Annotated in this window: 18 protein-coding genes and 1 tRNA gene; 8 read left to right on the top strand and 11 right to left on the bottom strand. The window is 61.8% G+C overall.

The features are described from left to right. Window position 1 precedes the first annotated feature (1 nt). The 6 genes from ACR0CU_RS00095 to speB all read left to right on the top strand — a co-directional run bounded on the left by ACR0CU_RS00095 (window position 2) and on the right by speB (window position 7,422). Window positions 2–1,012: an imelysin family protein gene (locus ACR0CU_RS00095; RefSeq protein WP_170444149.1), complete on the top strand. Its 1,011-nt coding sequence runs from the start codon at window positions 2–4 to the stop codon at window positions 1,010–1,012. Between the two features lie 3 nt (window positions 1,013–1,015). Continuing rightward, entirely contained in the window at window positions 1,016–2,104 is a 1,089-nt protein-coding gene (locus tag ACR0CU_RS00090) for a DUF1513 domain-containing protein (protein WP_480642201.1), read from the top strand. Between the two features lie 99 nt (window positions 2,105–2,203). Beyond that, window positions 2,204–4,093 (top strand): biosynthetic arginine decarboxylase, encoded by a 1,890-nt coding sequence (gene speA / locus ACR0CU_RS00085; protein ID WP_170444144.1) that lies wholly within the window; start codon window positions 2,204–2,206, stop codon window positions 4,091–4,093. Between the two features lie 23 nt (window positions 4,094–4,116). Next, window positions 4,117–5,328: a saccharopine dehydrogenase family protein gene (locus ACR0CU_RS00080; protein WP_170444141.1), complete on the top strand. Its 1,212-nt coding sequence runs from the start codon at window positions 4,117–4,119 to the stop codon at window positions 5,326–5,328. A gap of 85 nt (window positions 5,329–5,413) precedes the next feature. Beyond that, complete coding sequence (gene nspC, locus ACR0CU_RS00075) at window positions 5,414–6,583, top strand: carboxynorspermidine decarboxylase (protein ID WP_170444138.1); 1,170 nt, start codon at window positions 5,414–5,416, stop codon at window positions 6,581–6,583. Continuing rightward, window positions 6,580–7,422: an agmatinase gene (speB, locus tag ACR0CU_RS00070; protein WP_170444135.1), complete on the top strand. Its 843-nt coding sequence runs from the start codon at window positions 6,580–6,582 to the stop codon at window positions 7,420–7,422. Before nspC ends, speB begins: the two co-directional genes overlap by 4 nt. Here speB and ACR0CU_RS00065 read toward each other — a convergent pair. Further along, window positions 7,419–8,009, bottom strand: coding sequence for an HD domain-containing protein (locus ACR0CU_RS00065; protein WP_170441277.1), 591 nt, complete (start codon window positions 8,007–8,009; stop codon window positions 7,419–7,421). The two genes, speB and ACR0CU_RS00065, sit on opposite strands and share 4 nt — an antisense overlap. 104 nt (window positions 8,010–8,113) lie before the next feature. On the opposite strand from ACR0CU_RS00065, the gene ACR0CU_RS00060 reads away from it, so the two are divergent. Further along, complete coding sequence (locus tag ACR0CU_RS00060) at window positions 8,114–8,950, top strand: LysR family transcriptional regulator (RefSeq protein WP_170444132.1); 837 nt, start codon at window positions 8,114–8,116, stop codon at window positions 8,948–8,950. Between the two features lie 2 nt (window positions 8,951–8,952). On the opposite strand, the gene lptF is transcribed toward ACR0CU_RS00060, so the two are convergent. The 8 genes from lptF to ACR0CU_RS00020 form a co-directional block, all read right to left on the bottom strand. Then, a complete protein-coding gene (gene lptF / locus ACR0CU_RS00055; protein WP_170444129.1) occupies window positions 8,953–10,092 on the bottom strand; it encodes an LPS export ABC transporter permease LptF in 1,140 nt (379 codons plus the stop codon). 51 nt (window positions 10,093–10,143) lie between these two features. Then, window positions 10,144–11,583: a flavin-dependent monooxygenase QhpG gene (gene qhpG / locus ACR0CU_RS00050; protein WP_170444126.1), complete on the bottom strand. Its 1,440-nt coding sequence runs from the start codon at window positions 11,581–11,583 to the stop codon at window positions 10,144–10,146. Between the two features lie 11 nt (window positions 11,584–11,594). Continuing rightward, complete coding sequence (locus tag ACR0CU_RS00045; protein ID WP_170444123.1) at window positions 11,595–12,902, bottom strand: radical SAM/SPASM domain-containing protein; 1,308 nt, start codon at window positions 12,900–12,902, stop codon at window positions 11,595–11,597. Beyond that, on the bottom strand, window positions 12,899–14,656 hold the full coding sequence (locus ACR0CU_RS00040; protein WP_170436066.1) for a ferritin-like domain-containing protein: 1,758 nt from the start codon (window positions 14,654–14,656) through the stop codon (window positions 12,899–12,901). Before ACR0CU_RS00040 ends, ACR0CU_RS00045 begins: the two co-directional genes overlap by 4 nt. After that, the gene (locus ACR0CU_RS00035) at window positions 14,649–16,349 is read right to left on the bottom strand and encodes a hypothetical protein (RefSeq protein WP_170441263.1); all 1,701 of its coding nucleotides are present in this window, start codon (window positions 16,347–16,349) and stop codon (window positions 14,649–14,651) included. Before ACR0CU_RS00035 ends, ACR0CU_RS00040 begins: the two co-directional genes overlap by 8 nt. A 44-nt stretch (window positions 16,350–16,393) precedes the next feature. Then, window positions 16,394–17,953: an FAD-binding oxidoreductase gene (locus tag ACR0CU_RS00030; protein ID WP_170444120.1), complete on the bottom strand. Its 1,560-nt coding sequence runs from the start codon at window positions 17,951–17,953 to the stop codon at window positions 16,394–16,396. Between the two features lie 123 nt (window positions 17,954–18,076). Then, window positions 18,077–21,391: an adenylate/guanylate cyclase domain-containing protein gene (locus ACR0CU_RS00025; protein ID WP_170444117.1), complete on the bottom strand. Its 3,315-nt coding sequence runs from the start codon at window positions 21,389–21,391 to the stop codon at window positions 18,077–18,079. A 204-nt stretch (window positions 21,392–21,595) separates the two neighbouring features. Further along, window positions 21,596–21,671, bottom strand: a tRNA-Trp gene (locus tag ACR0CU_RS00020). 144 nt (window positions 21,672–21,815) lie between these two features. On the opposite strand from ACR0CU_RS00020, the gene ACR0CU_RS00015 reads away from it, so the two are divergent. Next, the gene (locus tag ACR0CU_RS00015; protein ID WP_170390736.1) at window positions 21,816–22,520 is read left to right on the top strand and encodes a lysophospholipid acyltransferase family protein; all 705 of its coding nucleotides are present in this window, start codon (window positions 21,816–21,818) and stop codon (window positions 22,518–22,520) included. Here ACR0CU_RS00015 and ACR0CU_RS00010 read toward each other — a convergent pair whose 3' ends face one another. Then, window positions 22,521–22,784, bottom strand: a complete 264-nt coding sequence (locus ACR0CU_RS00010; RefSeq protein WP_170444111.1) for a hypothetical protein — start codon at window positions 22,782–22,784, stop codon at window positions 22,521–22,523. 177 nt (window positions 22,785–22,961) lie between these two features. Then, window positions 22,962–23,125: EF-Tu C-terminal domain-related protein (locus ACR0CU_RS00005; RefSeq protein ID WP_480642961.1), on the bottom strand; the 164-nt coding region annotated here is incomplete at its 5' end.

The following is a 23,125-nucleotide window of genomic DNA, read 5'->3' as shown; positions in this document are numbered from 1 at the left end:
GATGCGCCTGATTGCCGTGATCCTTTCCGCATTGATGCCGCTCTGCGCGGTGGCACAAAGCCGCGATGCGATCCTGACCGACGTGACCCAGGCCCATATCCTGCCGCGTTTCGACCAGCTTGTCGAAATGGCCGATACGCTGGATGCTGCCGCACGCGCCGACTGCGCGCCGGGGTCCGCCGACCTGCGCGCGGCCTATCACGCCGCCTTTGACGCTTGGATATCCGCCAGCCACCTGCGGTTCGGCCCGACCGAGGTCGGAGACCGTGCCTTTGCCTTGACCTTCTGGCCCGACAGCAAAGGGTTCACGCCCAAGGCGCTGTCGGCGAGGATCGCAGCCGAAGACCCGGCCATTGCCGACCCCGTTGCCTTTGCCGAAACCTCGATCGCCGGGCGCGGTTTCCTCGCGCTCGAGAGGATGCTGTACGACCCGGCCTTTGCCGATCGGGGCGATGCGGCCTATCGCTGCGGGTTGATCCGCGCCATCGCCGCCGACATCCATCGCACCGCCCGGGCCATCGACCGGGACTGGCACGGCTATGCCCGCATCGTGACCCAACCCGGGCCGGACAGCCCCTATCGGTCCGCCGACGAAGCCCTGCAGGAGCTCTACAAGGCCCTTGTCACAGGGCTCGAGTTTACGGCCGATACGCGTCTGGGCCGCCCGATGGGCAGTTTCGACCGCCCCCGCCCCAACCGGGCCGAGGCCCGCCGGTCGCTGCGGTCGCTGCGGCACGTGGAACTGTCGCTGGTGGCGCTGCGCGACCTGGCAGCGCGGCTGTCAGCCGACCACCCGCAGATTGCCGCATCGCTGGACGATGCCTTTGCCCGCAGCATCGCCCGGGTGCAGGCGCTGGACGATCCCGCGCTGGCCGGCGTGGCCGAGCCCCGGGGGCGGCTGCGGATCGAGGCCCTGCAGCAGTCGATCAACGACATCCGCAGCCTGGCCGCCGCACAGCTGGGCCCGACCCTCGGCATCAGTGCCGGGTTCAATTCGCTGGACGGAGACTGACCCATGACCAGCCGCCGAAGATTCCTCACCGGTTTGGCAGCGGCCACTCTTGCCCCCTTGCCGGGCTGGGCTGCGGTCGGTTCGCCCGATTTCCTGTCGGCTGCGCTGTTCGACGATGGGTCGTACCGCCTGGTCGGGTTGACCAGTTCGGGGGATTTGCGGTTCTCGGTTCCTCTACCCGGCCGCGGGCATGCCGCCGCCGCCCATCCCCATCTGGCGCGGGCCGTTGCATTCGCGCGCCGTCCGGGGCGGTTTGCGCTGGTGATCGATTGCGCGACCGGGGACCAACTGGCCCGGCTCGACGCGCCGGACGGGCGTCATTTTTATGGCCACGGCGCGTTTTCGCCCGACGGCCGCCGGTTGTTCACCACCGAAAACGACTATGAGGCCGGCACCGGGGTCATCGGCGTCTGGGACGCGGCCGAGGGCTATGCCCGAATGGGCGAGTTTTCTTCGGCGGGGGTCGGCCCCCATGACGTAGTGTTGATGCCCGACGGCAAATCTCTTGCCATCGCCAACGGCGGCATCGAAACCCACCCGGATACCGGGCGCAGCAAGTTGAACCTGCCGACCATGCGCCCGAACCTGACCTATGTCAGCCTCGACGGATCGGTTCTGGAGCAGGTCGAGCTGCCCGCGGCGCTGCACAAAAACTCGATCCGGCATCTGGCCGTTCGTGCGGATGGCCTGCTGGCCTTCGCGATGCAGTGGCAGGGCGACCTGTCCCACAAGCCGGCCCTGCTGGGGCTGAATCGGCGGGGTGGCCGTTACCACCTTCTGTCCGCGCCGGATGACATTCAGGCGACGCTGGCCGGCTATGCAGGCAGTGTCGCCTTTTCCGCCGAGGGGCGTCAGGTCGCCATCACCTGCCCACGCGGCAACGCGCTGCACGTCTTTGATGCCGAGGCAGCTCGTTTTGACAGCGCCCGTTCGCTCGGCGACGTGTGCGGGTTGGGCCCCGGGCCATCCGGCTTTGTCTTTACCACCGGGCATGGCGATGTGGGGCATCTGGTTGGGTCAAACCCGGCGGTATCGCCCCATCCTCGGGTCCGTTGGGACAACCATCTGGTTCCCATTCGCCCTGCGATCTGAATTGGGCTAACCTCCGATACAGATTACACTTGGAAGAATCGAACGGCTGCCGTATTGGCGGGCGAAATTTCCACGCCTGCAACGCAAGGACTGACTTGATTGAAACAAACGCCCGTCGCACCGCATTCCATCTACGGGGTTGAAAAATGGGGCAAGGGTCTCATCGAGGTGACGGAGGACGGCGAGATCAGTCTGCGCAATCCCATGGCACCCGATGCGGCGGCCATCAGCCTGCCCGGTATTCTGCACGACCTTGATCAGCGCGGGATCAAGGCGCCGATGATCCTGCGCATCAGCTCGTATCTGGAACGCGAAATCGCGCATATCAACGAAAGCTTCCGCGATGCGATTGCGCGTACCGGCTACAAGGGGTCCTATCGCGGCGTGTTCCCGATCAAGGTGAACCAGCAGGCGCAGGTCGTCGACCGGATCGTCGAGTTCGGCAAGCAATACAATTACGGGCTCGAGGCCGGATCGAAGCCCGAGCTGGTAATCGCACTGGCGCACCGTCTGGCCCCCGAGGCGCTGATCGTGTGCAACGGCGTCAAGGACGCGGAGTTCATCGAGTTGGCCATTCTCAGCCGCAAGATCGGGTTCAACACGGTCATCGTGTTGGAGAGCCCGAAAGAGGCCGACACGGTCATCGAGGTCTACGAACGGCTGGGCATCGAACCACTGCTGGGCGTGCGGGTGAAACTGACCAACCAGATCAGCGGCAAATGGCAGGAAAGCTCGGGGGATCGGTCGACCTTCGGCATGAACACCGATCAGCTGGTCGCGGTCGTCGACAAGCTGCGCGATGCCGGCCTGCTGCATTGCCTGAAGCTGCAGCATTCGCATCTGGGCAGCCAGGTGCCCGACGTGAACGACGTGCGCCGCGCCGTGGGCGAGGCCTGCCGTTATTACACCGAACTGACCCGCGAGGGCGTGCCGCTGACCCACCTGGATCTGGGCGGCGGCATGGGCGTCGATTACACGGGCGAGAAGAAGGCGACCGAGAACTCGATCAACTACACGGTCGAGGAATACTGCGCCAATGTGGTGGAAACCGTGGCCTATGCCATGGACGAGGCCGAAGTGGACCACCCCACGCTGGTGACCGAGAGTGGCCGCGCGGTGGTGGCGACCTCGTCGATGCTGGTGTTCAACGTGCTGGAAAGCACGCTCTATGACGCGCCCAACGGCCCCGAGGTGGAAACCGGCGACCACCACCTCGTGTCAGATCTGGCGGCGGTGAACGGTTATCTCAGCCAAGACCGCCTGCAGGAATGCTGGAACGACGCCACCTTCTACCGCAACGAGCTGCGCGCCCTGTTCCGCCGTGGCTATGTCGACCTGCGCCAGATGGCCCGGGCCGAGCGCATCTACCTGTCGCTGATGGCGCGGATCAAGGCGCTGGCGGCCTCGGACGAGGTCGAAACCGATGTGGATGACCAGTTGGAAAAGCTGGCGGACATCTATCACTGCAACTTCTCGCTGTTCCAGTCGCTGCCCGATGTCTGGGCGATCGACCAGCTGCACCCGATCGTGCCGCTGCAGATGCTGGACCAGGCCCCCGACCGCCGCGCGGTACTGTCCGACATCACCTGCGACAGCGACGGCAAGATCGACCGGTTCATTCTGGCCGACGGTGTCTCGCCCAGCCTGCCGGTGCATTCCCTGCCCGAAGATCGCGACTATTACATGGGCGTGTTCTTCGTCGGTGCCTATCAGGAAACCCTAGGCGACCTGCACAACCTGTTCGGCGACACCAACGTGGTCACCATCGACCTGCGCGCCGATGGCGGGTTCGACCTGCTGCATGAACAGGAGGGTGACACGATCAGCGAAGTCCTGTCCTATGTCGAGTTCGACCCAAGCGACTGCATCGCTGCCTTCCGCAAGATGGTCGACGAGGCGATCTCGACCGGCACGCTCAAGGCGAATGAACGCAAAACCCTGATGACTGCCTATCGCGACAGCATCAACGGCTATACCTACTACGAATAACCCCGGCGAAAGGAGAATTTCCCATGGGCAAGACACTGGTTGTTGGCGCGGGTGGCGTCAGCCACGCCGCCGTGCACAAGATGGCGATGAATTCCGACATCTTCACCGAGATCACGCTGGCCAGCCGCACCAAGGCGAAATGCGATGCCATCGCCAAATCGGTCAAGGAGCGCACCGGCGTCGACATCAAGACTGCCGAGCTTGACGCCTACAAGGTCGCCGACACCGTCAAGCTGATCAAGGACACCGGGGCCGAGCTTCTGGTGAACCTGGCGTTGCCCTATCAGGACCTTGTGCTGATGGATGCCTGCCTCGAGGCCGGGTGCCACTATCTCGACACCGCCAACTACGAGCCCGAAGACGAGGCCAAGTTCGAATACCACTGGCAGTGGGCCTATCAGGACAAGTTCAAGCAGGCCGGCCTGACCGCCATTCTGGGTTCGGGGTTTGACCCGGGCGTGACCAGCGTCTTCGCCAAGTGGCTCAAGAAACACAAGCTGGACACGATCCGCCAGATCGACGTGCTGGACGCCAATGGCGGTCAGAACGATCAGGAATTCGCCACCAACTTCAACCCCGAGATCAACCTGCGCGAAGTGCTGGCCGACGCCCGCCACTGGGAAGGCGGCGAGTGGAAAGTGACGCCGGCCATGACCCACAAGGTCGAGTTTGACTTCCCCGGCATCGGCCCCAAGAACATGTACCTGATGTATCACGAGGAACTGGAGTCGCTCTCGACCCACTTCCCCGAGATCGAACGCGCCCGTTTCTGGATGACCTTCGGCGATGCCTACATCACCCATGCCAAGGTGCTGCAGAATGTCGGCATGACCCGGATCGATCCGGTAGTTCACAACGGGGTCGAGATCATCCCGATCCAGTTCCTGAAGACCCTGCTGCCCGATCCCGGCGATCTGGGCGCCGAAACCAAGGGCAAGGCCTGCATCGGCGACATCGCCACCGGCCAGGCCAAGGACGGCTCGGGCGAGAAAACGTACTACATCTACAACATCTGCGACCACGAGGAATGCTACCGCGAGGTCGGCAGCCAGGCCGTCAGCTACACCACCGGCGTCCCCGCCATGATCGGCGCGGCACAGGTACTGAAGGGCAACTGGCGCGAGCCGGGCGTGTGGAACATGGAACAGCTGGACCCAGATGATTTCATGGACATGCTCAACAAGCACGGCCTTCCCTGGCAGGTCCACGAACTCGACGGCCCGGTCGAATTCTGAACCGTTCCAGACTTCATCTGGCCAAAAATATCCCGGGGGTCCGGGGGCAGCGCCCCTGGCTCCTCCAGATCAGGAGACGCTGGTTTTGTCCGACATGATGCCCACACAGGCCGGCGACGCCGGAGCCTTCCGCAGCTTCGACCTCAATCGCGTTCCTTCGCCTTGCTTCGTGGTTGATGAGAAGGCCGTGGAACGAAATTTGGCTGTACTGGCCGATATCGGCGAGCGGTCCGGCGCGCATGTCCTGTCCGCGCTCAAGGCCTTTTCCATGTACGCGCTGGCCCCGCTGGTGCGCCAGTATCTCGGCGGCACCTGTGCCAGCGGCATCTACGAGGCCCGGCTGGGCCGCGAGGAATATGGCGGCGAGGTCGCAACCTTTTGCGCGGGCTACAAGGACGCCGATATCGACGAGATCCTCGCGCTCTCTGACCACATCATCTTCAACAGCCCGGCGCAGAAAGACCGCTTTCTGGCCAAGGCACAGGCCGCCGGGCGGCAGGTCGGGCTACGGATCAACCCCGAGCATTCCGAAGGCGAGGTCGCGAAATACGACCCCTGCGCCCCGTGCTCGCGCCTCGGCACCCCGGTCAGCCAACTGGACGCCAAGGCGCTGGAGGGCGTGGATGGCCTGCACATGCACACGCTCTGCGAACAGGGGTTCGAGCCGCTGGCGCGCACCTGGGCGGCGGTTGAACCGAAACTCGCCCCCTTCCTGAAGGGGTTGAGATGGCTCAATTTCGGCGGTGGCCACCACATCACCCGCAGCGACTATGACCGCGACGGGCTGGTGGAGTTCATCAAACACATCCGCGCCAAATACGGCGTCGAGGTCTATCTGGAACCCGGCGAGGCCGTGGCGCTGGATGCAGGCATCCTCGTGGGCGAAATCCTGGACCTGCCGCACAACGGGATGGATCTGGCGATCACCGACATTTCGGCCACCTGCCACATGCCCGACGTGATCGAGGCCCCCTACCGCCCCGCCCTGATGGACGAGACCGAGGCGGGCCACACCTATCGTCTGGGCGGCCCCTCGTGCCTGGCTGGCGACGTGATCGGTGACTACACCTGGGCCGAGCCGCTGCGGATCGGGCAGCGTTTTGCCTTCCTCGATCAGGCGCATTACTCGATGGTCAAGACCAACACGTTCAACGGCGTGCCCCTGCCCACCATCGCCCTGTGGAACAGCGAAACCGATGACCTGAAGATCATCAGGCAATTCGGCTACGACGACTTCAAAGAGAGGCTTTCATGAGCATTTTCCTCGACAGCGAACTGACCGAGGCCGAGCGCAGCGAAGACGCCCGGTTCCGCGTGATCCCGGTGCCGCTGGAGCGCACGGTCTCTTACGGTTCGGGTACGGCAGGCGGCCCCGCCGCGATCATCGCAGCCAGCAATGAACTCGAGCGCATCACTGGCCATTCCGAACCCTGTATCGATGGCATCTTCACCGAACCTTCGCTGGATTGCACCGGCCCGCTGCCGGACGTCATGGAGCGTCTGGCCCAGCGCACCGAGGCTGCGATCCACGCCGGCAAGGTGCCGGTCACGCTGGGCGGTGAACACTCGCTGAGCTATGGCGCGGTGATGGGCGTGGCCCGGGCATTGGGTCAGCCCCTCGGCATCGTGCAAATCGACGCTCATGCCGACCTGCGCAACGCCTATCAGGGCGAGAAACACAGCCACGCCTCGGTCATGCATCTGCTGGCCGAGGAAGGCGTCCGTCTGGCGCAATTCGGCGTGCGCGCCTTCTCGACCGAAGAAGCCAAAAGCCGTCTGCGGAACCGTGTCTTCCATGTGGATGCCGAAGAACTGGTCACCGGCAACATTCATGCCGTCGACCTGCCCGAGGACTTTCCCGAACTGGTCTATGTCAGCTTTGACGTCGACGGGCTGGACCCGTCATTGATGCCCGCAACCGGCACGCCGGTTCCGGGCGGGCTGGGATACTATCAGGCTCTGCATCTGGTCGAACACGCCTTAAAAGGCCGCCGCTGCGTGGGCTTCGACGTAGTCGAACTGGCCCCGGACGGCAACGCGGCGTGGGATTTCACCACGGCACAGATCGTCTATCGCCTGATGGCGTCCTGCTAGGCGTCCGCGGTTTCGTTCAGCTCCATATGCCCGTCGCCTTTGTTCAACACGCGGCGCAGCATGGGCTCGAAGAACTCCAGCGGCCTGGTCGGATAGTCCGGGTCGAACGCCTTTTGATCGTATTCGTGGCAGAAATAGCGGCAGTCCTCCCAATAGGGGCTGTCGCGGTATTTGTCCCGCGCGTTGCGGTCACCGCCCAGATGGTGGTTGTAATAATAGCCCTGGAACACGCAGTGGTGTTTCAGGATCCAATGGGTGCGTTCGCTGACGTAGGGCTTCATCATCGCCGCTGACAGCTCACCGTGGTTGTAAGGCGACAGGATGTCCCCGGTGTCATGGATCAGGGCAGCCACGACCAGTTCCTCATCCGCGCCATCCTCGTAGGCCCGCGTCGCGGCCTGCAGGCTGTGCTGATACCGGTTGACCGGATAGGGCGTCCATTCCTCGTCCAAGGATCGGATCGCATCCAGAATTCGGTCGGGCAAAGCCGCGTTATAGGCCTCTTCATATTCCATGACGGCGTCCCAATCGGCCTTGGTGGCCTCTTCGAAACTGGTCCAGGTGGGTTTGTGGCTTTTGTCCAGCATGGCGGGTCCTTTGTCTGCGGGTCACAGCCAGACTAGCCGCGACCAGCCAATAGAAAAAATGAATTGATTTTATCATGGCGATCAAAAAATAGTTTCACATGCAGATGCGTGAGCTCGAAACGTTTTTATGCGTGGCGGAAACCGGTGGGTTCCATGCTGCGGCCCGACGGATGAACGTGACACAGACGGCTGTCAGTGCACGGATCCGCCAGCTTGAGGCCGCCACGGGCAAAGCCCTGTTTTCACGTGGTGCCGGCGGTACCAGCCTCACCGACTTCGGGGCGCAGTTCAAACCCTATGCCGAACAGATGCTGTCGCTTTGGTCCTTCGCCTCGCAGGACCTGCCGGCCCAAAGTCAGGGTCGAGTGGCCCTTCGCCTGGGCGCTCAGCTCAGCATCTGGGACCCGCTTCTGGTCGATCTGGCCGTCCGGTTCGAGCAGAGGTTTGGCAAACTTCTGTTGACGCTCAACTATGACCACACGCTGAACATGGCCGAGGCCGTTGCTTCGCACGTTCTGGACGTGGCTTTGACACATGAGAGGCCATCGCGGTCCGGGATTTCGTGCCAGGACTTGCCGCCCGAGCACTTGATCCTTGTCGAGACGCCCCATCTGGCTGAGTCCGGTACCGATCCTGTTTTCATCAATCTCGAACTTGGTGAAGGCTATCAGGAACATATACGCGGTCTGGCCCGGCTCTCTGCTGGGCAAACCGTGTTTCTGGGCAATTGCATGATGGCACTGCGCTATATCCTGCAACGCGGCGGGCGCGGTTTTTTCCCGCACAGCGTCGTCGCCCCGCACCTTGAGAATGGCGCGCTTCGCAAGGTCGAGGAAGCCGCACCACTAATTCTACCGGTCCACTTGGTCTCGCGCGCCGAGGATGACCACCCAAAACTGTTGGATGAATTACACCAGTGCCTGTCAGAGCTGCGGGGCTGACCTCAGGCTGGGGATGGCGCGGGTGCGGCAGTTCTAACCCGCCGGCGAATGATCGGTCTTCCGGCGAAAGCGAGGAACACGACCGATATTGCGAACCCGACAACGGCCGGACCATAGAGCAGCGGCCATAGCTTCGCATCCTTGATCACCACCGGAGATACGAACCCACGCACGCCTTCCAACAAGACAAGAATCGTGAATGCTGCGAATATCTGTGGCCAAAGGCCGAACCGGGAAAAACTACCCAGCATCAGAGTCGAATACCCCACCAGCGCCACGGTGATGCAGATCGCGATCCAGGAAAACCGCTGGTGCAGCTCTTCCACCAATTCCCCCAACGGGTAGCCATCCGCCGCAGCGACGGCGTCAAGATCGCCCAACAACTCGATCGTCGGAATCGCCTCAAGACTGCGGCGTCCATTGTCGGTGTTTCGGGACAGCTCCGAAATGTCGTATGATGCATCGTCGAAAAGGGTCGACGACAGGGTCTTGCCTTCCTTGTTCAACCGCAGTGCAACCCCATCCACCATCACCAGATGAACGCCGGATCCGTTGTTCACCAGATAGGCGGACGTGCTGGAGTATGTGGCGGGGTTTTCCTGATCGCGACGGTCGGACACGAACACCTCGTGCAATGTGCCATCCAGATCAATCCGACCGATATAGACGGTCACGCCCCGAGCCGGGTGCATGAACTCCCCCTCGTTGAGCAACTGCGCGGTGATGTCACCTGCCACCTCGGCCTGGCGCAATTCCAGCTGTTCTACGGAAGCGGGCCGCAGAATGACGCTGACGATCGCCATCATCAGCCCCGCCACCAGACCAAACAGCAACACCGCCCGGCCCAGCCGCCATGGGCTGGAACCGGTGGCCAGCATCACGGTCAGTTCGCTTTCCCGGCTCAGCCGGTTGGTGGCATAGACTGCGGCGGCAAAGACCGCCATCGGCATGACCGTTCGGACAAGTGTTGGCAGGGTCAGCGCCGTGAACTCCAGAAAAACCATAGCCGACTGGCCGCCACTGATGACGTGTTCGAACAGGCTGACCGAGCGGGTGATCCAGAACACGCCCACCAGAACAAGCGTGAAAAAGCCGAAAAGAACCAATAGCTGCCGCAGGAAATACCCATCAAAGCGCGACATGTGACCTCTTTCGGCTGTTTTATCTTGGCGGGACATTAGGCCATTCGCCAGTCAAGGGGAACCGCGATTGCGCCCCAACTCACCGGCCGGCACAAGGATTTTGGTGTGCCACAGCCACCGCAGGACCTGTGCCGCCGAGGTGGGTCCGATGCGGCTAGACCATCGCTGCAGTATATCGGGCACAGAGAGTGGGTCGCGCAGATCGGATATCAACGGCGCCAGTTCGGCCCCTGCCAGCGAGTGGACCGGGCGCGGCAAATTGGGGTGGGTCAGAATCTCAGACTGCAGAACATATGCGTCGCCTTGCACACCGCCCTGTACCAGCTTCGCCTCCGGCGACCGGCGAAGCACCTCGCCGGTGGACAGCTCGGCATTCTGCAGGTCCGCAGGCGGGCGGCGAAGCCAGTCCAGCGGCTGTGCGCGCTGGCTCCAGAACGGCCCAGAGGTGACCTCGTGGTGACGTGCATAGAATGCCGCCGCCAATTCGGCGTGAGTTTCGACGCGTTCGCGCTGTCGTTCCGAATAGAATCCCAGCGCAATGTTGGTGTCGCCGGGCCGGGTCAGAATCGTGTTTGCAACCACTGCGGCCTGCATGGCCTGCGCCATAGCCAGATGCACCCCTTGCGATGACAGCGCATCGACCGAGAAACTCGCTTCGCCCACACGCAGCAAATCATTGGCGGGCGGGGTCAATTCACATTGGCTGCTGGCATCACACCGGCGCACCGGGCCCATCCGCGCCTGCTCCAGACAACCGGCCAGAAGAGTCGATCGTGCCAGAAGGTTCAGATACAGATCACGCCGGGCTGCCGGCAACAAACCAGTGCAATCCGACGGGTCGACAAAAACGCAAGCGTTGACCGTACCGTCCGGCTGTGCTGCGCCCCAATACCAATGGGCATCACCAGCCTCCACGCGGGCCTGCGTGCCAAAACCCGGTGGGGCTTGCCAATAGGCATAGAGCGCCGTCAATGGCGCTGAGGCCGGGCGGAACCTCCGACCCAGTCCCGCATGCTTGCCTGCCGCATCCACCAAAAGGTCGGGGCGCAGCCGGCCTTTTCCCTGCGCAGTCAGGATCGGAACCTCCCAACCGGCGCCAGTGCGCCGTGGTCGATAGGCGCGTGCGGGTTGCAACACACGAACACCCGACTGGCGTGCAGCGTCCAGCAGGATGGCATCGAACCGGCTGCGATCCACCAGAAGGCCCGGATCGTCAACTGGCTCACCCCGCCTTTCAAACGCCCCGCCCCACATAAGGACGGAACCCGACGATTGCAGGAATCCCGCAGCTTTCATAGCATCGCCCACACCCAGAAACCGCAGAATGGGCCAGATGGAGGCAGGCAGTGACTCTCCGATGTGTTGGCGTGGGAAGATGGCGCGTTCCAGCAGACAGACTCGTCGCCCCAGCTGTGCCAGCCGCATCGCCGTCACGGCTCCGGCCGGACCACCGCCGATCACGCATATCTCGGCTTCAATCTCGGCCGCCATCCGCTGCGCCCTCAGGCCGAACGGCGGGCAGCGTCGCCGAAGAAATCCGGGCGGGCAGCCGACAGCCGGACATAGGCCTGCAGGCAATAATCCAGCCAACCGCGGATATAATCACACGCCGGGCGGCCACGATGAATGACCTCGTGATGGCAACCGCCACCGCACATGTACCGTGCCCAACAGATGTTGCACGGCGATTGGTTGTGCACGTGGCGCTCGGCCAGCCAGGCTTCTCGCCGCGCATCCGGGCCGTCATGGACGTTGCCCATCGCGGCCAAGTCATCCTCGACGAAGCGGTGGCAGGCGAACAGATCGCCATCCGCCGAAACCCCGAAATATCCGCCACCGGCTCCGCAAGCGTAGGGCCGGTGCGTGCCACGGTGGATCTCGTGCATTGCGGCGGCCATGTTCGAGAAGGGAAAGCGGCGGCCCTGCAGCACTGCGTCTTCGAAAACGCGTCCGCAGCGGATCATCTGCGAAAGCATTTCGGCCATGTCCTTGCTGCTCATTTCTTCGCGCCCGGTTGGCGAAGCCAGCATGGGTGAGAACCCGACCGAGTGGAAACCCAAGCCTATGAAATGGCTCAGGGTCTCAGGCAGCTCGATGTTGCGCGGTGTCACAGTGACTCGAGCGCCCACCTGCATGCGGTGCTGTTTGTCCAGCAACGGCAGCACCTTGCGCAGAATGGTGTCGTAGCTGCCGCGCCCACCCTGGTTGGGGCGCAACCGGTCATGTGCCTTGCCAACGCCATCCAGACTGATGGTGACGGCAAAGGCGTGGTCTTCGAAAAACTCAGCGTCTTCCGGGCGCAGCAACGTGCCATTCGTCGTGATCGAAAATCCCACATCCACTTTGTTGCGTTGCGCGTGTTCAGCAGCATAAACCGTCGTTTTTCGGATCAGGTTGCGATTGATCAACGGCTCGCCTCCCAGGAAGGCAAGATTGATCCGGGTGCCGGGTTCCGAGTCCATGATCAGCCGATCGACCGAGGCTTTCGCGACCTCCCATTCCATACTGCGGGCAGGACCACCAAAGCTGCCCTGCGAGGCATAGCAATAGGTGCACGCCAAGTTGCATTTCTGCGCGACCGCCAGCGACAAAGACCTGACCGGCATGCGGCGCGGCGGCGCGTCGTCAATGAACGGCACACCATCAAGACCCATCTGCGTCAGGAACTCTCGCTGACTTTCGGCGGCCATACGGGCGAAGTGATCCGCCGTTCCTTCGGCCACATCGAACACGCGCGAGCCATCTACGGCGAGCATGTGCTCGCCCAATGTCGTTTCGAAAAAATGCACCTCGGCAGATGGGTCGGTCATGTCTCGACCTCGGGCCAGAACGGGATACCGATACCCTTTTCCGCCAAGGCTTCACCGGCGACCCGGAAGCTTTTCATCGTGTCGCGCACCTGCTGGATATACTTCTGCGCTTCGGTAAATCGGTTCTGAGCCTCGTTTTGATAGGCCTGTTCGAGCCCATCGGTGATGCGGCGGAACAGATCCAGTGCCTCTTTCGCCTGCGTTTCCGAGCCCACTTGGATCGGGCGCAGATAGGCAGGTGTGCCGCGGCCCGTTTGGTATTTGGCCAGAACGTCCTTCATCTGGCGGAACCGCAGAAAATGCTCGTCGCCGTCGGTGTCGATCCGCACGGCCAAAGCATACAGACGCCGATCGGTGAACGCCTTGTGTTCCAGTGTCGCCACGCACTGGGCATAAGCACGGTCGATGAACCCGTCGGGGCGTTCGATCTCGATGAAGTCGTCGATGGCCTCAGGCGTCAAAGGGCGCAACGACCGTGGGATGATCCGCTTGGGTCCGATGGGCAGGGCAAGCGCGGGCGTCAGCACCGGTTCGTAATCCTTGCCCTGCAACGACCACAGCAACTGGTTTGCCCAGCGCATGTGGGTCATCTCGCCGATCGCAACTTCAAGCAGGGCGCGCCGCGCAAAGATCAGATCATCCTTCAGCGTTGGCCAGCGCTCGGAACCGACGGTTTCGGGATCGGCCAGCGAAAAATAGGCATAGAGGTATTGCAGGCTGAGCGTCATCTCCATCGGCGCCAGACGGGTCTGCAGGTCTTTGACCATCGCCGCTACGCTTTCATACGGTTCGACACCGGGCAGGTCCGTGTCGGCCTCGTAGACTTCGCCGGTCTCGCGTCCCTCGACGACGATCGGCAGGTCGCTCCACATCTGGTTGACCTCGTAATGGTCAATCTGGAACGGGCGGTTCTGTTCGACGGTATTCAACGCCGCCACATTGCCCGAGGGCGATTTGTCCGAGCGCAGCCAATCCAGATAGGTTTCGGCCACGACCGGATCGTCGGGCGCACCAGTCGGCAGGCGGGTGTCATGCGGTACTTCGGCAGTGACCACATCCGGGTGGTTTGATGGCCAGTAGTGGCAGCCGCAATCCCGAAAGTCATGCGACCAGGGATTGCACAGGCTTTGGGTCAGCTCTCCGGGGTCGTAGGCCGTATCGAACACGCCGGCTTCGGTGCGGTACTGCCGGCGGTATCCATGCAGGACGACCGGCGGTGCGTCGACGACACCGTCGTGATTGCGCCGCTCCAGTGCGATGGTCACCGGATGGTCGTCGCCGCATTCAAGGCTGCGGATGAACCGCCAGACCAGCATGCCGTCGTAGGGTTTGCCCTTGTCGTCGCGGAACGAGATACGTCGACCGCCTTGTTCGACCCAGGCCAGAAACCACCGGCCGCTGGACAGCTCGGCGCCGATTTCGCCACGATAGGCGTCCAGCAAATCCTGCACCCAAGGTGTCGAACTGTCATCGGGCAACATCGGGTCATAGAAATAGTCGACATAGACCAGATGAAACCCTTGCGCGTTTTCGGGTGCTTCCGGAACCGGGTTCAGCGGGACACGTACGGCATTGAAAACCAATCCCGGAAAGAACCGGCGATCAAGGTCGCGTACGTCCATTTCCAGCCCCGGGAAACAATTTCCGACCGACCCGTCCAGCCGGGTGTTGTCAGGGTTTCCGGGCACCTTGTAGGCCGCACGGGCCGTCAGGTTGCGGGGTTTGATGCGGATCGGCGCTGGTTTGTCAGACATCCCGAGGCTCTCCTACCGGTTCGGTTTCGGGCGCGGGCGGGTGCGCCTCGAGGTAATCGATGAAAGACATCACCAGATGGTACTGCCGCCGTGACAACGAGAGCGGAAAATAGTTTGAATCCCGCATGTAGGGCGGCATGCGGGCGTCGTGCATCATGTCGCGCACGATCCGCGGGTCGCGGAAGGCGGGATCGGGTGTCTGGTCAGGGTTCGGGTCCTCTTCGAACTGGGCCAGAACGCCAAAGGGTGGGCGCATCAATCGCCGAACGAAATCAGGCCTGCGGCGCAGAAAATCCAAAAGGTTTTCCTCATCGATCAACTGCTCGTGCACAAACTTGGTGGCGACCGTATAGGGCAGCTGTTCATTCGGGACCGAGTTCGAAAAGACCGAAATCGGCTGTGGGCGGATCAACTCGTCGATCTTGTCGGGCGGCACCGCGTCCTTTTCCGTCATCGATGCAGCATCGGTGGACGGCAGGCCCGGTGTAGGTGCGATATTGGTCTGCGCCTGAAGAGAGGCATTGTCCTTGAGGCCCTGTGCCCGGATGTCATCCAGATTGATCAGGCTGTTGGTCTCGAACGCCCTTCGGAAGATGTCGACCACTTCGGTTTTTGCATCAACGTAGTTTTCGGCGGTGACCGAGATCAACGACATGTCGCGATCCGCCAGATCGTCTTCGAGGCTGTAGAAAGGCCGGCAATCCGGTGCGAAATCCGGCGGTCCGGTGAAGATGCGCGCCCGGGCCACCAAACGCTGACCGCGAACAGCCAGCGTGGCCTCGATCGTTCCATCACACGTGTCGTCAACCACCCCCCAGGACTGATCGTTGCCGACCCGTGCACCATCATAACTGTCATGCGGTTCGGGATCGTCAGACAACCCCGACATCATGATCCACTTCGACCACGGCGTGTCCGGGTTCAGGATGCGGTTCTGGGCCGGCACGATCTCATGAATCCGGCCATATTCCGATTTGGGCGGGTCATTCTTGTATCCCGGAACAGCAAGGGTTGCGGGACCGAAGGCGGCGTCGGGCGGGCCGTATACCTCGCCCTTGGGCGGAGTGAACCGCAAACGTAGAAGACTGCGGTCCACCATCTCGCCGGGCACCGGCTCGTCCGTCCCTTGGACCGGGCGGACAACCCGCACCGAGCCCAGCGGGATCGGGTTGTGTTCATAGACCAGCGGTTGCTGTTCCGACGTGTGCGGACTGAAGGCCAGCAAGGGTTTGGGAGTAAAATCCTCGGCCGCGATCTCGACCCGTGTACGAAACCCGCAGGCTGCATCTCCGGTGCGGCGGGCGGCTTTCTGATTGCCTACAGCGACCGTGTAGCGGATGTTCTTCAGCGACAGCCCCTGCCCTTCAAGAAGGTTCAGAGTTACAGGAGTCTCATAGGCCTCGCCGGTTTCAGCATCGAACATGCGCGCCCACAGTTCAAAGAACGGCGCGACCGGGCGCAGGGCGCCGGTGCCTTCATCCCGAAATCGAATCTTCCGCGGGTCCGGCAGGTAGGCCGAGACGCTCCCATCCTCGTTTTCCCGCAAAGTCACGTTCGAGCGTATGACCGTCTTGTTGTTGCCATGCGCGTCCAGATCCTGCTGCCATTCGTAGCTTTCCAGCGGGGTCTCCCCCGGACCAAGCCTGGCAACGGCCATCGGCGGCAGAAAGAAGATTTCTTGTATCGTGTCCATGCCGGGCCCTCTCCAGTTTGGCCATGCTGGTCCGCACCCCGTTTTCAGGGGTACGAATAGCTTTGATAGGTGATCGTCGGGTCCGAGAAGAAGGGAGTCGACTTGTCCCGAATGATGTCCGGCGGCGCGTCGTCCGGAACCGGAGAGATGCTCTGCTGGTAGTGAAAGAAGTTCTGGGGGTCGAATTTCTGCTTCACGAACAGAAGTGAGTTGAAGTTGTCGCCCCAATAGAGCCAACGATAGTTCAACTGTGTGCGCCGCGGATAATTCTGATAACAGCGGTCGATGAAGAACCCCTCGTCCGTCATCATCTGCATGAACCCATCCAGCCACGGGACCACGACGTCTTTCTCATCCTCGGACAACCAGAACACGTCAACGTAGAAATTCATCGACACGTCGCGGTGAATGAAGGCGTTTCCCTGTTTGCCAACCGGCATTCGGTTGATCGCCCCGCCGTACGGCTCGATCGCCACGGCCCCGTAGGCGTTTGGCGTGCTGTCCAGATAATCGACGACCCTTTGCCATTCATCTTGCGACAACTGGCGGGCGATATACCCGCCCTGCTTGTCTTCGCGGGCTTGATCCGGGACCACCGGAATGTCGTATTTCTCGTCATACAGCCAGGAATTGATCTGCTGGTAGGTTCCTGTCTTGCTGTTTTCCATGTGGCCGCCAATGGGTTCGTCCAGCAGCGGCTGGATGACCCGACGCCCTTCGTCTTCGGGTCCGTGATATAGGGCCGAGACCAAAAGAACTTTCTGGTCTCCTTGATACGCAAGAAAGATGTAGGCCCCAAATTTGTCCGAGAGACCGTCCTTCATGTAGTTGGCCTGCAGAAACTCCAAAGCCTTGGCAGCCCTGTCCAGTGGCCATTTGATATGAACGCCCCAGACTTCATACAGGTTGTGCAGCTTGAACCGGATTTCCAGAAGCACCCCGAAATTGTTACCGGTGCCTCCCCGAATCGCCCAGAAAAGATCGGCGTTGGTCGTGTCATCCGCGATCACGATACTGCCATCCCACAGCATCACCGTCACGCCCAGGACATTATCGCAGGCCATTCCGAACAGGCGCGACGTGAACCCGTATCCTCCGCCCATCATGAATCCGGCCACGCAGACATCCTGACACGCGCCACCCGGCACATGCAGATGATAGGAATCCAGCACCGAGTTCAGGACCTTGAACGGGGTACCGGGGCCGACATAGGCCATCGGGGTGTCAGGGTCGACCGTCACGTAACACATCCTGCTGGTATCCAGCACCATCGCATTGTTGACCGAGTACCCCGCCGTGCTGTGCCGGCCCGATCGGCTGACCACCCAAAGATCATAAGCCCGCGCGAAGGCCAGACTGGCCCGCACGTCCTGAATGGTTTCGCAATAGACAATGATTTCAGGGTAGTCCTGAAAGGCCGGGTTCCAAAGCTGACGATCCGTGTTGTAGTTCGGATCAGTCGGCAAAACGACCGATCCAACCAGGCCTTTTTCAAACTCCCGGATCTGTTCGGGCGTGATCGGATGATAGCGCTGCAGGGACAGGTCCGTTCGGCTGGAGGCGACGCGATCCTTGGCCAGAATGGTCTTGCTTATCTTGCGCATGATGGACGCTCCCTTGGCATAACATGAAGAACGCGCAGGGAAAAAACACTGCGCGCACGTATTACGGTCTTTCCATCAACCCATTTCTGCCCGTCCCAAGCTGGCAGAAAGCTTCCGTGCCGGTCAAGAGATCGTTTCAAGCAATGCCCGGGCTTCGAGCAATTCCGGGATGTCGGCCTTTGGGTCGAAACGATCCAGAGCATCGGACAGCCATGGCCCCGGCCGCCCCCCGGTTTTGGATACGCAGCGCGTCAGCTCAACGGCCGCGCGCAATTCGAACAGGCTGGCCCCGCATTTGCGCGCCTCGGACACCGCCTGTTTGAGCATCGGTTCGGGATCTTTCCGCTCATGATCGTCAAGCAACGAGCGGGCCCTGAAAACCTCGGCATCGGCCCAGCCTTCGTCGGTGTCTTTGCGCCAAAGTTCGGCCTGCGTCAGCGCCTGCTTGGCGGCCTTGAGCCCCCCGGCACGCACCAGAAGTTCCGCGATCAGCGACAGAAAGAAGCTTTTGTAGTTTCCGGCGCCACTGGACCACCAGTCATCCGACGCCTGCCGTAGGGCCGCGATGTGCTCGGCGTCCGGGGTCCGGTGCGCCCGCGCCCAACTGAGCCACATGCGGGCCGTGATCGACATGAAGGCCAACCTGTGCTCGCGAGAAATCTCCTCCAGCGGTGCGACGGTCGCGATCAGGGCATCGATATCGCGGTGCAACAGATGGACCATGCACGTATAGGTCAGGACCTGGGCCACGCTGTGCGCGTGTTGCAACTCATTGGCCCAGTCCAGAGCCTGCGCCTGAACCTTCTGCGCACGGGCAGGCTCACCCATCAGGCTGTAACAGACCCCCAGAAAACCGGCTGTGATGGCCGCATGGTCAGTGCCATAGACATAGGCCAGCTTCCCGTGTGTTTTGAAATCGTAAAGGGTCCAGGCCTGCTCAAGGTGCGCTCTGGCATCGGTCAGATTGCCGATGTGCAGTTGCACGGCCCCCATGGCGCGGTGCCCTACCATCCGGTGCTCGGTCCGGCCGCTGACTTCGGCCAGGTCCAGGATCTGGTCCGCCACCTCACCGGCCAGGCGGTACTCGGCCCGCACAAGGTGAAACGCATAAAGCCCATTGAGAACCGGGAACAGGCGTTCCGTCTCGCGGGCCCGACGGCACAGCTCGCGCAGCCGGCCATAAGCTTCGCCTGTCGCTTCGCCCGCAATCCCGTCAGTCGAGCGCAGTACACCCGCCCGAAGCACTTGCAGATCAATCTCGCGCAAGTCGCGGTCGTGGCTTTTCGGCAGCTCTGACACAAGACCAAGCGCTTTGGACAAATGGGTCAGTGCTTCGGACAGAGCCGACCGCTCGATCGCTCTCTGACCGGCGTTTTGCCAATGGGTAACGGCCTCTTCGGGTCGGTTTGCCAGCGTATAGTGCTGGGCCAGAACTTCGGGCTGGGTCTGTGCAAGATAGGGTTGCTGGTCCAGCAATACACCTGCGGCCTGGTCGTGCAAGACCTGCCGCTCGGACCGCAGAAGGCTGTCATAGGCCATGTCCCGGATCAGAGCATGGCGAAACAGGTATTCGTCCTCGGCCCCGTCCGGTGGCCGCTGGATGATGCCCGCCATGGCCAATTGTTCCAGGCTGGCCTGCATCGAGGCTGCCGGCAGCATTGAGACCGCCGCAACCAGAGCCACCGAAAAGCGTCGCCCGAACACCGCACCGGTCTGCGCCACGTCCTTTGCCATACCCAGGCGGTCGAGACGCTCCATCAGCGAATCCTTGAGCGTGCTGGGCACCGACAGCGACGGCAGCGGACCGCGCAGGACATAGCCATCCTCGGTCAGCCGCAACTGGCCGGATTCCAGAAGGCCGCGCGTCACCTCCTGTACAAAGAGCGGGATCCCATCGGTCTTGGCGGCAATCAGGTCGCAGACCGGTCCCGGCAAAGATTTGCCCCCCGCAACATCAGTGACGATTTCCGCCACCTCGGCATTCGACAATCGGGTCAGGGGGATGTGCAACGTGTTGTGGTGGTGCCCCCAGCTGGGGTCGAATCCCTGCCGGGCCGTAACTACGATCAGAACCGGCAGGTCACGAATCCGCTCGATCACCCTGTCGGTCAGCGAAAGCGTGGTCGGGTCCACCCAATGCGCGTCTTCGAACAGCAACAGAACGGGTTTGCTTCGGGCCATCGACACCAATTGCTGCGTTACGGCTTCCAGCGTCTTTTCCAGCTTGACCTGCGGCGGCAGGTCTAAGGGTCCCAATGCATCATCGGCATCGATGCTCAACAAATCCGCAATCAGGCGCTGCTGTTCGGACGTCAGGAACCGCAGCAACGGCAGAAGCTTGTCCAGCTTTTGGGCGTCCGTATCCGCCGGCGCGAACCCGGCGGAACGTTCCAGTTGCTGCACGATCGGATACAGAGCACTGCTTGAGTGCAGCGGCGAGCATTGAAAATTCAGACGCAGAATGTCCTGACCCTGCAACTCGTGCGCCAACCCTTCGATCAGCCGCGACTTTCCGATCCCCGCCTCACCCGAGATCAGAACGGATTGACCCGCCCCGTGACTGGCTTCGTTCCACTTGTCACACAGCTTGCGAAACTCGGAGCCGCGCCCGATCAGGCGGCCGGAACCCGCTTCGGGATTGATCTCGAACCGCCGTTCGATCCGTGCGGCACCCTCGACGGTCCAGGCCTGAATCTCGTCCGCAAACCCCTTCAGAACATGCCTTCCGGCATCCTTCAGTCGAAAAGCGCCCCCGATCAGGCGGCGCGTCGAGGGGCTGATGATCAGCGAATTTGGTTCGGCCAGCCCCTGCAGGCGGGCGGCCAGATTCGGCGTCCGCCCCATGACCACGTCGTTTTCCCGCAACCCGTCCCCATAGATGGTGCCGACCACCACAAGTCCCGTGGCGATTCCGATCCGCGCCTGCAGCTCTTCCTTTCGGTCGATCGCGGGCAGTTCGTCCAAAATCTGCAACCCGGCCTCTATCGCGCGCGAGGCCGCATCCTCCTGCGCGTGCGGATAGCCGAAATAGATCATCGCGCCATCCCCCATGAAACAGGCGATGTGACCACCGAATTTCGAAACGGCGGTTGTGCAAGTCTCTTTGAATCGCCGCACCAGCTCGCCCAGATCTTCCGGATCCAGGCGCTCGGACATTGCCGTTGAGCCGACGAGGTCGACGAACATGACCGTCAATTGCCGGCGCTCGGCCACGATTTTCCCCTGTCGGCGGGTGTGCACGGCGTCACCGGCCGTGTCCTGGGCAAAACGCGCGGTTGCGGCAAGCAGGCGACGTCGCGGACCCAGCGGTAGCCCGAGATCGATCAGATCATGCTCGGACAGATGAACGAGGTCGGACAAGGCCACTTCTGCCGCAGCGAAGGCGGGGGCGTATTTGGACAGCCCCAACTTCTCCAGAAAAGCGACGATATCCGTCATTTCTCCCCCAACGGCCTGTCCAACGCCGGTTTGTTTTGGCTCGGTCCACCCCGCGCAGATCGCGCGTCGCAAACCGTGGCCCGTTCACTATCCAACTGACTGAACAGCCTTTTCGTTCTTTACCCGCACGTCAAGAGGTTTGGCGAACCAAACCGACACAGCACGGTTGACCTTGGAGGCAGAATTGTTGAATCGCTTGGAGAATGGCAGGGGCAGCAGGGTTCGAACCCGCGACCTACGGTTTTGGAGACCGTCGCTCTACCAACTGAGCTATACCCCTGTGGTGCGCCATCAGATATGCCAGAGGCGCGACGGACTCAAGAGGCTTTTTCAGTTTCTCGGGCACATATGCAATCGACAAAGAAGTTGCGTGCGTCGTGCAGTTCTATAAGACAAGGTTCGGCCCACCGAGAGGAAATAACCCTTGAGCCTTCGCAAGAAGATTGCTGACAGCGAGACAACCCTGAACTGGGCCGCGCGCCGCATCGCCAGCTATATCAGGATGGTCCATCGCAACACCAAATGGCAGCGGATCGGCTATGATGAGTTGGACAAGCTCGCGGAACAGGGCGAGCCGGTCATCGTCGTGCTTTGGCATCAGCGGCTGGCCCAGTCGCCCTATTTCTTTCCGCTGGAAAAGGGGCGCATTTGCTCGATCACATCAGCCGCGCGCGCCGGCAGCATGGTGGGCCGGGTGCAGAAGCTCTTCGGCATGGACACCATCGCCATGTCCAGCCACAAGCGTCACGTGGCCCTGTCGCGTGAAGTGCTGGGCAAGATGAAACAGGGGATCTCGATCGGCATAGCTGCCGACGGTCCACGCGGCCCGGAACGGGTGTGCTCGACCGTTCCGCTGGTCTGGGCGCGCAGCTCGGGAAAACGCGTTTTTGGCATCACCTATTCGGCCCGCCATGGCCGTGAGGCGGGCACCTGGGACCGGCTGCTGCTGCCGCGCCCCTGGCGCAACGAAGGCGTCTTCCTTTGCCGCGAATGGACTGAGACCGTACCCCGCAAGGCGTCGGAAGAGCAGATCGAGCAACTGCGTCAAAGCCTCGAGAAGCACATGAATGACATCACCGCCGAGGCGGATCGTATGGTCGGTCGCGCCCCGTGGGAACCAAAGCTCTGATCAGCCCGCCTGCTTTCCGCCAAAGTCACGGCGAAGGGCACCGGTTTGCTTGCCCCCAAGCCTTCTGCGTTCCCGAAAAAAATCGCTGACGGTGTAGTCGACTTCGTGATCATCATCGCTGAGAATGGCGTCGCGCATGTCTTCCAGGTCCTTGTTGTGAAGGATTTGCGCCCCGTAATTCAGAAACTCAAAGCCAAACATCGCGTCCTCCTGCTGTTCGGGCATTCTGCCGAGCGTGCACAGGTCGCTTTCGGCGTTGCACATCAGGTAGACATTCAGCTTCTGGAGCAGATGGGCGGAAGGTTAAGATTTCTCAAGCCGAGGGTCGGGGGCACTACCAAATCGAAAACAATGGCAGACTTGGAACCATCTGATCTGCTTCCCAACAAGAAAAAGGGCGCCCCAAGGGACGCCCTTTCCATCAGTATGCGCTGATGCGCCTTACTCGATGATTTTGGACACGACGCCTGCGCCGACGGTGCGGCCGCCTTCGCGGATGGCGAAGCGCAGACCGTTTTCCATGGCGATCGGGGCGATCAGCTCGACGCCGAACGACACGTTGTCGCCGGGCATGACCATCTCGGTGCCTTCGGCCAGGGTCACGG

The sequence above is a fragment of the Ruegeria sp. BC2 genome (assembly GCF_056539245.1).
Note: the sequence above shows the minus strand (reverse complement) of the source record. Positions and strands in the feature narration are given on the sequence as shown.